Genomic DNA, 13,343 nt, shown 5'->3' on the forward strand with positions numbered 1-13,343 from the left:
GCCCGTCGTTCCGCATCACGGAACGACGGGCTGTTTTCATTGGCGGCGCCCGCCGTGTCAATGCAGCGGCCGCGGCCCGCGGCCGATGTCCCGGAACAGCGCGTCGGCCGGCTCCAGCGCCTGCAGCCAGGCCTCGTCGTAGCCGCTCAGCGTGTCGAGCGCGTCGCGCAGCCGCTCGATCACAAGTACCGGCAGCTCGACGCTGTGCCGCGTGGCGCCGCTCAGGTGTGCGACGCTCGCCAGCTGGACGAGTGCGTCCGCCGCTTCGGCGACGTCCGTCGCGAACAGCAGGTGCCGGTTGAGCAATTCGACGAGGCCGCTGGAACCGGCGAAATCCTCGGCGTTGAGCTGCACGGACAGAAACGTTGCATTGTTCATGGTTTTTCTCCTCGTTATCGCTGGGTCGTGCGGTGCACCTCCGAGTATAGGAGGCGGCCGCAGGCGAGGTGGCGGTTGTCGGCGAGACACGGCCGGCGGTTGCGGAACGGCGGCCTGACGCCGCTTCGGACGCCCTGCGGGATGCGGCTCGCGGCCCGCCGACACGCGTCTGCGAGACCGCAAGATTGTTGCCGGATCGGGCGCCTGTCGCGGTCCTGACCACGACAGATGGTATCTTTGACGCCCGGGACGACGCGAAAATGGCGCGAAAAAGGGGCCGGTGAGCCCGTTCGCGCCGACGTCCCGCTGTGGAAACTGACGGCCGCGAGAGCGGTCGGATACTGGTTGGTCCGGCCTCTGGCCGGACATCGTGCGTCGCACGCCGGAGGGCGGTGGGCGGCGCAACGACGCAAATCCGGGAGGACCCTTGAGAAAAACGATTCCGATCCACGATGCGCTGGCGCGCTGGTTGCCGCAGGCGGCGCTCGTCGCCGCGGCTGCCGCGCTGACGGGCTGTACGATGACGCCGTGGACCGACAGCTGGCAGCCGGTACGACCGTCGACGCCGGCGTCGGTCGCCACGCCGGGCGTGATCGCCGGCTATTACCGCGTGAACCCGGGCGATACGCTTGCCGGCGTCGCCGCCGCCTACGGGCAGCGCGTGCAGGACGTGGCCAGCTGGAACCACATGTCGCCGAATGACGCCGTGTCGCCCGGCCAGGTGCTGCGCGTCGCGCCGCCGCCTGCCGCGACCTCGCTCGGGCAGGCGCCCGCCGCGGCCGCACAACCGGGCTCGCTGGCCTGGCCGGCCACGGGCATGGTCGCCGCGCCATTCCTGGCCGGCAAGACGCGCGGCATCGTGATCGCCGCGACCGGGCCCGACCGTTCGGTGCGGGCGGCGGCAAACGGGCGCGTGGTCTACGCCGGGTCCGGCGTCAAGGCATACGGCCCGCTGGTGATCCTGAAGCACGACAACGGCCTCATCACGGCCTACGGGCACAACGGCAAGCTGCTCGTCAACGAAGGCGACGCGGTGCGCGCGGGCCAGCCGGTCGCCGAGATGGGCACCGACGCGAGCGGTCGCGCGACGTTCGACTTCGAAGTCCGGCAGAACGGCAAGGTCGTCGATCCGATGAACTTCCTGCCGCGCAACGGCGGCTGACGCGCTGCGTCAAGGCGTGTGCGCCGCGCGGCGCACACGTTCCCGCCTTCACCCTTCCTTGAGCTCCGCGGTGCCGGACTGCCTCGCATGATTGCCGAGCCAGCGAATGCCCAGCGCGAGTCCCGCCGCGCCGAGCGCGATGAGCGAACACTGGATCGCGACCGGCACGTACCCGTGCGGCCGCGGATCGACGAACGGATAGGGATACCAGTTCTCCAGCGCGCCGCGCACGAGCGTATAGCCGAGATAGACGACCGGAAAGCCGAGCCATGCGAGCGCGCTGCGCCACGCGATCGGCGAGCGCGGTTCCACGTACAGCCAGTCGCACAGCACCACGAGCGGCACGATCCGGTGCAGGACCCAGTTGTTGAGGGCCGGCGTGACGTGGCGCAATGCATCGAGCCGCGCGAGCAGCAGTTCGTAGACGATCGCGGTGATCAGCACGTAGAGCACGGCGGCGCCGCGCATCGATTCGTAGCGCGCCGAGCCGGGACGCGTGACACGCGACAGCCCCACGACCAGCATGGCCGCGGCATAGAGGCTGCTCAGTTGTGTGAAGTAGCTGAAGTAGTTGCCGAGATGGAAGGCAGGCATGCCCCAGTAGCCGGCGACGCTGTGCAGCGTGGTCGACACCGCGAGCAACGCGGCGATCAGCCGGTAGGCCGCAACGAAGAACGCTTTGCTCATGATGCCCGCGCAACGTCGCACCAAAGCTTCATCGTGCCACAGCCACTGGCGCGCGCGATTCGGACTTTCCATATGGCGGGCCAGTGGACGGGCCGAGCGAATTCCTCGGATATTTGATCCGGCCGGACAACGCCGGTCGCGCGTGAGGCTACAATCGGGGCAGCCGCCGGGGGCTGCCGTCAACCGCGGCATGTGGCGGCCCCGCATACCACACGAGAAATTACGAGACACAGCATGAAAAACATCCTCGCGAAACAGACGCGTTACAGCTCACCCGCGATCTTCTTCCACTGGGCCATCTTCCTGCTGGTGGCGCTGGCCTACCTGGCCATCGAGATTCGCGGCCCGAAAGGCAGCGACAGTCGCGTGTTCTGGATGAACGTGCACTTGCTGGCCGGTACCTTCGTGCTCGTGCTGTCGGTGCTGCGCGTGCTGTGGCGCGTGATCAGCCGCGTGCCGGACGCCATTCCGCAGACGACGCTGCTCAAGTGGCTGTCGAAGCTCGCGCATTTCGCGCTGTATGTATTCATCATCGCGCAGCCGCTGCTCGGCATCATGCTGATCAACATGGGCGGCAAGCCCGTGTCGCTCGACTGGATCGGCGTGTCGTTCACGCTGTTCGGCCCGGACAAGGCGCTGCGGCCGACGATCAAGGAAGCGCACGAACTGATCGGTAACGCGTTCTACTTCGTGATCGGCCTGCATGCGCTGGCCGCGCTTTACCATCACTTCATCCGGCGCGACGACGTGCTGCGACGCATGGCACCGTGATGGCCGCGCGCTGAAGCCGCGCAGCAGCCGGGGGGCGCATGGTTGTATCGACAACCATGTGCCCCCCGGTCCGTTTACCGCGATGCGCGACTGGCCATCGCGGCGAACATTCTGTAACATCTCGGCTGCTTTTACATTCCGCTTACGCATCGCCGCGCATGCTGCACCGACATCGTCACCTGACCGCCTGGCTCGGCGTGTTCGCGATCTGGCTCGCGATCGCGGCGCCGCTGGTGTCGCAGTGGCGCATCGCGCAGGCGGCCACTCCTGACTCAATCGTCTGCAGTGCAGAGCATGGCGCACACCGCGCGCCCGATGCGGGCCGTGCGCACGACCATGCACTGCATCTCGATGCGTGCGGCTATTGCGGCTTCTTCGCGCACAGTCTGGCGATCGGCGGCGCGACCGCCGCATCGTTCGTCTTCGTCCCCCCTGATGCCGTTTCCGCCGCCGCGCCTCATGCGGTCGCGGCACGCGCCGACCGCTATCCGCGCGCGTACCCACGCGCACCGCCCGAGCGCGCCTGACGCGCTGTCTTCCGTTCCATTCATCGCCGATATCCGTGCGGTCCGTCGAGGCCGCGTGGAGGGCGTCACTCGGGCTTTCGATCATGACCATTCTTTCCTTGCGCGCGCCGAGGGCGGCGCGCCATTCCCGTGCGCGGCGCGTGCCGCGCATGCTGAAACTCACCGTTCCCGCGCTGGCCGTCGGCGCGATGACCGCCGCCGCGGCCGCGACCGAATCCGCGCAGGCCGCCGGTGCGCCGACGGACGACGCGGCCGTGCTGCTGCCGCCCGTCGAAGTCGTTGCGTCACCGTTGACGACGCCGCTCGTCGTCGTCACGGATCCGAAGACGCCGCGCCAGCCGCTGCCGGCGAGCGACGGTGCGGACTACCTGAAGACGATTCCCGGCTTCACGTCGATCCGTAGCGGCGGGACCAACGGCGACCCCGTGCTGCGCGGGATGTTCGGGTCGCGGTTGAACATCCTCGCGAACGGGATGCCGACGCTCGGCGCGTGCCCGAACCGGATGGATGCGCCGACCTCGTATATCGCGCCGGAAAGCTATGACAAGGTCACCGTCGTGAAGGGCCCGCAGACGGTGCTGTACGGCCCCGGCGCATCGGCCGGCACCGTGCTGTTCGAACGCGTGACGCCGCGCTTCGAGCGCCCCGGCATGCGCTTCGACGGCAGCGTGGTCGGCGGATCGTTCGGCCGCAACGATCAGAACGTCGACGTGACGGCCGGTACGCCGGACGTCTACGGCCGCGTGACCGCGAACCATGCGCATGCGCAGGACTACGAGGACGGCAACGGCAACACCGTGCCGTCGCAATGGGACAAGTGGAACGCTGACGCGGCGCTGGGCTGGACGCCCGACGATCATACGCGCGTCGAACTGACGGCGGGCACCGGTGACGGTTATGCGCGCTACGCGGGGCGCGGGATGGATGGCGCGCATTTCCGCCGCGAGACGTTCGGCCTGTCGTTCGACAAGCGGCATCTCGGCGACGTGCTCGACCGGATCGAAGCGCGCGTGTACTACAACGAAGCCGACCACGTGATGGACAACTACACGCTGCGGCAACCCGATCCGACCAGCAGCATGCCGATGCGAATGGCATCCGAGGTGCGGCGCCGCACGCTTGGTGCGCGGGCGGCCGCGACGTTCCGATTCGGCGACGACTTCAAGCTCGTGACCGGCGTCGATGCGCAGTCGAACCGGCTCGATTCGCGCTCGGCGATGGGGCGACAGAACTACGGCGACCAGCCGTGGGATGCGCAGGCCACGATGTGGAATGCCGGCGCGTTCGGCGAGCTGACGTGGTATGCGAGCGATGCGTCGCGCGTGATCGGCGGCGCGCGGGTCGACTACGCGAGCGCGCGCGACAAGCGTGCGACGACGCGCGGGATGATGTCGAGCAAGCCGAACCCGACCTTCGACGACGATCGCGCGCGCGTGCTGCCGAGCGGCTTCGTGCGGTACGAGCGCGATCTCGCCGCGCTGCCGGTCACGTGGTACGCGGGGATCGGTCACGCGGAACGCTATCCGGACTACTGGGAGCTGTTCTCCGCGAAGCGCGGGCCGGCCGGTTCGATCAACGCGTTCTCGGCGGTGCAGCCGGAGAAGACCACGCAGCTCGACATCGGCGCGCAGTACAAGAGCGACCGGTTCGATGCGTGGGTGTCGGCCTACGCGGGCTATGTGCAGGACTACATCCTGTTCAACTACGCGGCAGGGATGATGGGGCCGACCACGCAGGCGACCAACGTCAACGCGCAGATCATGGGCGGCGAAGCCGGCGTGTCGTGGCGGCCGGTCGCACCGCTGCGCGTCGAGACGTCGCTCGCGTATGCGTGGGGGCGCAACGCGACGAGCGGCGATCCGCTGCCGCAGATGCCGCCGCTCGAGGCGCGCTTCGGTCTCGAATACACGCGCGGCGCATGGTCGGCCGGCGGCCTGTGGCGGGTCGTTGCGCCGCAGCATCGCTATACCCTGAACGAAGGCAACGTGGTGGGCAAGGACTTCGGTCCGAGCGCCGGCTTCGGCGTGCTGTCGTTGCATGCGCAGTACAACGTCAGCAAGAAGGTGCAGATCTCGGTCGGCATCGACAACGTGCTGAACAAGGCCTACACCGAGCATCTGAACCTCGCCGGCAATGCGGGCTTCGGCTATCCGGCGAACGCGCCGGTGATGGAGCCGGGGCGCACGGCATGGGTGCGTGTGAGCGCGAAGCTGTAACGCGCGGCGCGCGTGTGCGATGCAGCATGCGCACGCGTGAACGCAGCCCCGCCCGAATGGGCGGGGCGCGTCAACCGATTAGAGAACCGTATCTAGTCAGGGCGCAAACGTTCGCGACTCGTGATTCACTCCTGTACTCGACGCACACGTTGCCCGCGACCGTCCCGTTCGCGACGTGCCGTGCGCGTCGATCCGATCTCATTCGCACCGGCAGCACAATAATCAGGAGAACATACATGGCCAGATCGATGCGTTCCAGGGTGGTGGCAGGGGCAGTGGCTTGCGCGATGAGCGTCGCGCCGTTCGCGGGGACGACCGCGCTGATGACGCTCGCAACGACGCACGCGGCGATGGCGGCAACCGCGCCGGCGGACGACTACGCGGCGACGCGTTATCCGATCATCCTCGTGCACGGGCTCACCGGCACCGACAAGTACGCGGGCGTGCTCGAGTACTGGTACGGCATCCAGGAGGACCTGCAGCAGCATGGCGCGACCGTCTACGTCGCGAACCTGTCGGGGTTCCAGAGCGACGACGGGCCGAACGGGCGCGGCGAACAACTGCTCGCTTACGTAAAGACGGTGCTCGCGGCGACCGGTGCGACCAAGGTGAACCTGGTCGGTCACAGTCAGGGCGGCCTCACTTCGCGCTACGTCGCGGCCGTCGCACCCGATCTCGTCGCGTCGGTGACGACGATCGGCACGCCGCATCGCGGCTCGGAGTTCGCCGACTTCGTGCAGGGCGTGCTCGCCTACGATCCGACCGGATTGTCGTCGTCGGTGATCGCGGCGTTCGCCAATGTGTTCGGTATCCTGACGAGCAGCAGCAACAACGCCAACCAGGACGCGCTCGCCTCACTGAAGACGCTGACGACTTCCCAGGCCGCCACGTACAACCAGAATTACCCGAGCGCGGGCCTCGGCGCGCCGGGAAGCTGCCAGACGGGTGCGCCGACGGAAACCGTCGGTGGCAATACGCACCTGCTGTATTCGTGGGCCGGCACGGCGATCCAGCCGACCGTCTCCGCGTTCGGCGTGACGGGCGCGACGGACACCAGCACGATTCCGTTGATCGACCCGGCGAACGCGCTGGACCTGTCGACGCTTGCGTTGTTCGGCACGGGCACGGTGATGATCAATCGCGCCTCGGGCCAGAACGACGGGCTCGTGTCGAAGTGCAGTGCGCTTTACGGGAAGGTGCTGAGCACGAGCTACAAGTGGAACCATCTCGACGAGATCAACCAGTTGCTCGGCGTGCGCGGCGCGAATGCGGAAGATCCGGTCGCGGTGATCCGCACGCATGCGAACCGGCTGAAGCTCGCGGGCGCATGATCGATGACGGCACGTGAAGGACGCGCGCCGCTGGCGCGGCGCGTAGCGGTCTATGGCGCGGTGGGGGTGGCGGCGATAGCCGGCGTCGCGATCTGGAGCGGCACGGCGTCGCATCGCGGCGCCGACGCGACGCATGCGGCGGCCGATGCGGCAGTGCTCGGCGGTACGCGTGTCGCACCGCCGCAGGCCGCATTACCCGCGAGCGCGGGCCTGCCGCCGCCGCTCGCCGGTTCCAGTGCGCCGAGGCTGCCGCTCGATGCCGGCGGCCATCTCGCGAAGTCGCGCGCGGTGCGCGATTTCTTCGACTACTGCCTGACCGCGCGCAGCGACCTGAACGCGGCCGCGCTCGACGCACTCGTCGTGCGCGAGATCGCCGCACAGCTCGACGGCACGGTCGCGCAACCCGAGGCCCTCGACGTCTGGCATCGATATCGCGCGTATCTCGACGCGCTGGCGAAGCTGCCGGAGGCGGGCGCGGTCGACAAGTCCGACCTCGGTGCGCTGCAGCTCGCGCTCGATCGGCGCGCGTCGATCGCGTCGCGCGCGCTCGGCGACTGGAGCCAGCCGTTCTTCGGCTCGGAGCAGTGGCGGCAGCGCTACGACCTCGCGCGGCTGAAGATTGCGCAGGACCGCACGCTGACGGATGCACAGAAGGCGGAGCGGCTCGCAGCGCTCGCGCAGCAGATGCCCGCCGACGAACGCGCGGCACGGCAGAAGGCCGACCGGCAGCAGGCCGCGATCGACCAGATCGCGCAGTTGCAGAAGAGCGGGGCGACGCCGGACGCAATGCGCGCGCAATTGACGCAGACACTTGGCCCGGAAGCTGCCGCGCGCGTCGCGCAGATGCAGGAGGACGACGCATCGTGGCAGAGCCGCTACGCCGACTATGCGGCGCAGCGTGCGCAGATCGGCGCGGCAGGATTGTCGCCGCAGGATCGCGACGCGCAGATCGCCGCGCTGCGGCAGCGCATGTTCACGAAGCCCGGCGAAGCGATGCGCGCGGCGTCGCTCGACCGCGGCGCGGCTGCCGCGCAGTGACGCACACGGTCATGCCGCGCGCGTGAAGTGCCGCGGCAGATGCTGTTCGATGGTTGCCGCGAGCGTGTCGAACGCGGGGCCGATGCCTTCGTGCGCGACGCACGCATAGCCGAGCAGCAGCCCGCGCCGCGCGGTGTCGAGGTTGCTGTAGTAGCTGGTCAGCGGACGCACGATCACACCCGCGTCGAATGCGCTTTGCGTGACCGCGCGATCGTCGCACGTGTCGGGCAGGCCGAGCACCAGATGCAGGCCGGCCTCGTCGCCCATCACGGGCAGCGCGTCGCCGAAGCGCGCATGGATCGCATCGATCAGCAATTGCCGGCGCTCGCCGTACAGCGTGCGCATTCGCCTGACGTGTGAAGTCAGGTGCCCGTCCATGATGAATTCGGCGAGCACGGCCTGCTGCATCAGCTGGCCCTCGCGATACAGTTCCGACAACCCGGTGCGGAACGTGTCGACAAGATGCTCCGGCACGACCATGTAGCCCATCCGCAGGCCCGGGAACAGCATCTTGCCGAGGCTGCCGACGTAGATCACGCGGCCGCCGTCGTCGAGGCCCTGCAGCGACGCGAGCGGGCGGCTGCCGTAGCGGAATTCGCTGTCGTAGTCGTCCTCGATGATCCAGCAGCGGTGCTGGCGCGCGTACTCGAGCAGCATCCGACGCCGTGCGAGACTCATCACCATACCGAGCGGATACTGGTGCGACGGCGTGACGAGCACGAGCCGCGGCGGATGCTGCATGTCGCTCGCGCTCGGATCGATGCCTTCCTGGTCGACCGGTACCGGCGTGAGCGCGAGGCCGGTCGCCTGCAGCACGCTGCGCACGCCCCAGTAGCACGGCTCCTCGACCCACGCGCGATCGCCGATGTCGGACAGCAACCGCACCGCAAGGTCGATCGACTGGTGAATGCCGGTCGTGATGATCACCTGGTCCGGCGAGCATTTGACCGAGCGCGCGACGCGCAGGTAGTCGGCGAGCGCACGGCGCAGCGGCCGGTAGCCGCCACCCGGCGAATAGGTCAGCAATTCGGGATTCGCTTCTTTCCACAGGCGTGCCTGCAGGCGGCTCCATGTGCGGCTCGGGAATTCCGACACATCCGGCACGCCCGGCATGAACGCGCCCCACTGGCGCCGCGACACGCCCGCATGCTCGATCAGTTGCCGCCCGCGCATCGACAGGTCGCCTTGTGCGTCCTGCTGCGCCGCCGCACCGGCGTCGGACGGCGGCGGCGCGGCGCCCGGCACGCGGATCGCGGCCGCGTCCGGGCGCGTGTCGGCCACATAGGTGCCGCTCCCGGTCGTCGTCAGCACGTAGCCTTCGGCCGTCAACTGGTCGTACACGTGCAGCACGGTATTGCGCGCGATCGACAGATCTGCCGCGAGGGTGCGCGAACTGGGCAGCTTCGTCCCTGGCCCTAATTCCCCGGTCAGAATGGCTTGCTGCATCAGTTGCAGCAACTGCCGATACATCGGCTCGGACGAACTGCGGTCGAGACGGGCGGAGAGCCAGTCGGCCAGGATCACGGTATCCAAAGTGGTCCTACTAGGAATATTGAAATGGTTCCCTATTGTAGAACCGTACGCACCGTATAGTGGGTTCATCTCAAAAACGTTTGTCGCGCAGCAAGGGGACAGCCACGATGAAGTCCGATGATGTGATCGTCAGCTTTCGCGGCGTGCGGAAGACCTATGACGGCGAGACGCTGGTCGTCAAATCGCTCGACCTCGACATCCACCGAGGGGAATTCCTGACGCTGCTCGGGCCGTCCGGCTCGGGCAAGACCACCTGCCTGATGATGCTGGCGGGCTTCGAGTTTCCGACGGGCGGCGAGATCCGCCTCGACGGCGAACTGCTGAACACCGTGCCGCCGCACAAGCGCAACATCGGCATGGTGTTCCAGAACTACGCGCTGTTTCCGCACCTGACGGTCGAGCAGAACGTCGCGTATCCGCTGTCGGTGCGCAAGCTGCCGCCGGCCGAGCGCGCGGAGCGCGTCGCGCATGCGCTGAAGATGGTGCAGATGGAGCGTTTCGCGAAACGCTATCCGGCGCAGTTGTCGGGCGGCCAGCAGCAGCGCATCGCGCTCGCGCGGGCGCTCGTGTTCGAGCCCAAGCTCGTGCTGATGGACGAGCCGCTCGGCGCGCTCGACAAGCAGTTGCGCGAACACATGCAGTACGAACTGAAGGCGCTGCACGAGAAGCTCGGCGTGACTTTCGTCTACGTGACGCACGACCAGGGCGAGGCGCTGACGATGTCCGATCGCGTCGCGGTGTTCGACAAGGGCATCGTGCAGCAGCTCGATACCGTCGACCGCCTGTACGAATCGCCGTGCAACGAATTCGTCGCGAACTTCATCGGCGACAGCAACCGGCTGCGCGGCACCATCGCGCGCGTCGACGGCGAATTCTGCGAATTCCGCCTCGACGACGGCACGCAGCTCGTCGGTCGCCGCATCGGCGACGCGGCCGAAGGCGCGCCGGCCGTCGCATGCATCCGGCCCGAACGCATGAGCCTCGCGAACGGCCACGCGAACGGCACCGCCAACCGCGTGACCGGCGAGGCGCGCAGTCTCATCTATTTCGGCGATCACGTGCGCATGCGCTGCGCGCTGCCGGGCCAGGACGAATGCTTCGTGAAGGTGCCGCTCGGCACGGGCGCGCTCGACGCGTTCTCGCCCGGCGCGCCGGTATCGCTCGCATTCGCGCCCGAGCATCTGCGCGTATTCGCCTGACGCAGGGTTTTCCCGCTTTATCGCAGCACGTCGTCAACAACAACTGCCCACTTCCACCACGAGAGGAGAGGAACCATCATGAACGGAGCAAGCTCTACCGCGCGTCGCACCGCGCTCGCACTGGCGCTCGCCGTCGTCGGCGCATCGGCCACGGCGGCCGAACTCACGGTCGTCAACTTCGGCGGCGCGAACGGCGACGCACAGAAGGCCGCATTCAACCAGCCGTTCGAGAAGGCGACCGGCAACAAGGTCACGGCCGTCGAGTACAACGGCGAGCAGGCGAAAGTGAAGGCGATGGTCGAGGCGAAGCACGTCAACTGGGACGTGGTCGAAGTCGAATCGGGCGACCTGAACCGCGGCTGCGACGAAGGGCTGTACGAAAAGCTCGACTGGTCGAAGATCGCGAAGAAGTCCGACCTGATTCCCGAATCGCCGCAGGTGTGCGGCGTCGGCTTCTTCGTGTGGTCGACCGCGCTGTCGTACAACGCGGACAAGCTGAAGACCGCGCCGACCGGCTGGGCCGATTTCTGGAACGTGAAGAAATTCCCGGGCAAGCGCGGCATGCGCAAGGGCGCGCGCTACAACCTCGAGTTCGCGCTGATGGCCGACGGCGTCGCGACGAAGGACGTGTACAAGGTGCTCGGCACGAAGGCCGGCCAGGACCGCGCGTTCAAGAAGCTCGACGAGCTGAAGCCGTACATCCAGTGGTGGGAAGCGGGCGCGCAGCCGCCGCAGTTCCTGGTGGCCGGCGACGTCGTGATGTCGACCGCGTACAACGGCCGTATCGATGCCGCGCAGAAGGAAGGCAAGAACCTGAAGGTCGTGTGGAACGGCAGCATCTACGACCTCGACTACTGGGCGATTCCGAAGGGCTCGCCGAACAAGGCGCTGGCCGAGCAGTACATCGCGTACACGCTGACGCCGAAGCCGCAGCAAGGGTATGCGCAGCACATCGCGTACGGCCCCACGAACATCGCGGCGATCAAGTCGCTCGACGCGAAGACACTCGCGAACCTGCCGAACTCGCCGGCCAACGGCAAGAACGCGGTGCTGGAGGACATCGGCTTCTGGACCGACCACAGCGACGAGCTCGAGCAGCGCTTCGCCGCGTGGGCGACGAAGTAACCGCTACTCAGGTGTCCTGATGCAACCTGCCGCGCGGCGCATCGACTGCGTCGCGCGGCATTCCGCCGGATCGAGCCCGGCCGGAGAGAACCGTTGAACACGATGACGATCGCTCCTTCCTCGCCGTCGACAGCCGCGCTCAAGCGCGAGCTGAAGGCCGCCGAGGCCCGCAAGCGCACGATGGCGCTGCTGCTGATCGCGCCGCTCGCGATCTTCCTGCTGCTCATCTTCGTCGTGCCGATCGGCACGCTGCTCACGCGCGCGGTGCAGAACCCCGAGATCGCGACCGCGCTGCCGAACACGATCGCCGCGCTGTCGGGCTGGGACCGCAAGGCGCCACCGGCCGACGCCGCGTATGCCGCGCTCGCGGCCGACATGACGAAGGTCGCCGACAGCGAGGCGATGGGCGCACTCGCGCGGCGCCTGAACACCGAGATTCCCGGCTACCGCTCGCTCGTCGCGAAGACGGCGCGCGCGATGCCGCTGAAAGGCGACAACGACGCGGCACTGACGCCCGCGCAAACGCGCGCGAAACTGATCGATCTCGATTCGCGCTGGGGCGACGTCGCGTACTGGCAGTCGATCGCGAAGAACGGCAGCCAGATGTCGCCGTTCTACCTGCTCGCCGCGCTCGACCACAAGCAGGACGGCTTCGGCCGGATCGTGCAGGCCGATCCCGATCAGTCGATCTATCTCGCGATCTTCGGCCGCACGTTCGTGATCGGCGTCGCGGTCACGCTGTTCGCGCTGCTGCTCGGCTATCCGCTCGCGTACTGGATCTCGACGCTGTCGGAGCGGCGCGCGAACCTCGTGATGATCCTCGTGCTGATTCCGTTCTGGACCTCGGTGCTGGTGCGCGTCGCCGCGTGGATCGTGCTGCTGCAGAGCGAAGGGCTCATCAACACGGCGCTGATCGGCAGCGGGCTGATCTCGCATCCGCTGACGCTGCTGTTCAACCGCGTCGGCGTATACATCTCGATGACGCACATCCTGCTGCCGTTCATGATCCTGCCGCTCTACAGCGTGATGAAGTCGATCCCGCCGACCTACCAGCGCGCGGCCGTGTCGCTCGGCAGCCATCCGTTCGCCGCGTTCTGGCGTGTATACGTGCCGCAGACCTATCCGGGCGTCGGCGCCGGCGCGCTGCTCGTGTTCATCCTCGCGATCGGTTACTACATCACGCCTGCGCTGCTCGGCGGGCCGAACGACCAGATGGTCAGCTACTACGTCGCGTACTTCACGAACGTGACGATCAACTGGGGCATGGCGTGCGCGCTCGGCGGGCTGCTGCTCGCGGCGACGCTGGTGCTGTATGCGGTATATGGGCGCTTCACGCGCACCAACGTGAGCCTCGGCTGAGCGCCGCGCACAACGAA

Annotated in this window: 12 protein-coding genes; 9 read left to right on the forward strand and 3 right to left on the reverse strand. The window is 67.7% G+C overall.

The features are described 5' to 3' along the window. Positions 1-57 precede the first annotated feature (57 nt). On the reverse strand, positions 58-378 hold the full coding sequence (locus WS49_RS03935; protein WP_059524676.1) for a hypothetical protein: 321 nt from the start codon (positions 376-378) through the stop codon (positions 58-60). Positions 379-805: 427 nt separating this feature from the next. Here WS49_RS03935 and WS49_RS03940 point away from each other — a divergent pair, with 427 nt between their 5' ends. Next, entirely contained in the window at positions 806-1,540 is a 735-nt protein-coding gene (locus WS49_RS03940; protein WP_059524678.1) for a peptidoglycan DD-metalloendopeptidase family protein, read from the forward strand. 48 nt (positions 1,541-1,588) lie between these two features. Here the strand turns inward: WS49_RS03940 and WS49_RS03945 are convergent, their stop codons facing one another. Further along, positions 1,589-2,227, reverse strand: coding sequence for a Pr6Pr family membrane protein (locus WS49_RS03945; RefSeq protein ID WP_059525630.1), 639 nt, complete (start codon positions 2,225-2,227; stop codon positions 1,589-1,591). Positions 2,228-2,461: 234 nt separating this feature from the next. Between WS49_RS03945 and WS49_RS03950 the strand changes: the two genes are divergently transcribed. The 5 genes from WS49_RS03950 to WS49_RS03970 all read left to right on the forward strand — a co-directional run bounded on the left by WS49_RS03950 (position 2,462) and on the right by WS49_RS03970 (position 8,110). Next, a complete protein-coding gene (locus WS49_RS03950) occupies positions 2,462-2,998 on the forward strand; it encodes a cytochrome b (protein WP_059524680.1) in 537 nt (178 codons plus the stop codon). Between the two features lie 158 nt (positions 2,999-3,156). Further along, positions 3,157-3,525 carry a DUF2946 domain-containing protein gene (locus tag WS49_RS03955; RefSeq protein ID WP_059524682.1) on the forward strand — a complete coding sequence of 123 codons (369 nt, stop codon included), beginning with the start codon at positions 3,157-3,159 and terminating at the stop codon, positions 3,523-3,525. An 83-nt stretch (positions 3,526-3,608) separates the two neighbouring features. Beyond that, complete coding sequence (locus tag WS49_RS03960) at positions 3,609-5,741, forward strand: TonB-dependent copper receptor (RefSeq protein ID WP_059524684.1); 2,133 nt, start codon at positions 3,609-3,611, stop codon at positions 5,739-5,741. Positions 5,742-5,977: 236 nt separating this feature from the next. Further along, positions 5,978-7,072 (forward strand): triacylglycerol lipase, encoded by a 1,095-nt coding sequence (locus WS49_RS03965; RefSeq protein ID WP_059524686.1) that lies wholly within the window; start codon positions 5,978-5,980, stop codon positions 7,070-7,072. A gap of 3 nt (positions 7,073-7,075) precedes the next feature. After that, complete coding sequence (locus WS49_RS03970) at positions 7,076-8,110, forward strand: lipase secretion chaperone (protein WP_059524688.1); 1,035 nt, start codon at positions 7,076-7,078, stop codon at positions 8,108-8,110. A gap of 9 nt (positions 8,111-8,119) precedes the next feature. Here the strand turns inward: WS49_RS03970 and pdxR are convergent, their stop codons facing one another. After that, complete coding sequence (gene pdxR / locus WS49_RS03975) at positions 8,120-9,643, reverse strand: MocR-like pyridoxine biosynthesis transcription factor PdxR (protein WP_059524690.1); 1,524 nt, start codon at positions 9,641-9,643, stop codon at positions 8,120-8,122. A gap of 107 nt (positions 9,644-9,750) precedes the next feature. Here pdxR and WS49_RS03980 point away from each other — a divergent pair, with 107 nt between their 5' ends. The 3 genes from WS49_RS03980 (at position 9,751) to WS49_RS03990 (ending at position 13,326) form a co-directional block, all read left to right on the forward strand. After that, entirely contained in the window at positions 9,751-10,842 is a 1,092-nt protein-coding gene (locus WS49_RS03980) for an ABC transporter ATP-binding protein (RefSeq protein WP_059524691.1), read from the forward strand. A gap of 78 nt (positions 10,843-10,920) precedes the next feature. After that, entirely contained in the window at positions 10,921-11,967 is a 1,047-nt protein-coding gene (locus WS49_RS03985) for an ABC transporter substrate-binding protein (protein ID WP_059524693.1), read from the forward strand. A gap of 102 nt (positions 11,968-12,069) precedes the next feature. Next, the gene (locus WS49_RS03990; RefSeq protein ID WP_059525635.1) at positions 12,070-13,326 is read left to right on the forward strand and encodes an ABC transporter permease; all 1,257 of its coding nucleotides are present in this window, start codon (positions 12,070-12,072) and stop codon (positions 13,324-13,326) included. Positions 13,327-13,343: the final 17 nt, after the last annotated feature.

This window comes from Burkholderia sp. RF7-non_BP4 (genome assembly GCF_001521935.1).
Taxonomy (GTDB): domain Bacteria; phylum Pseudomonadota; class Gammaproteobacteria; order Burkholderiales; family Burkholderiaceae; genus Burkholderia; species Burkholderia diffusa.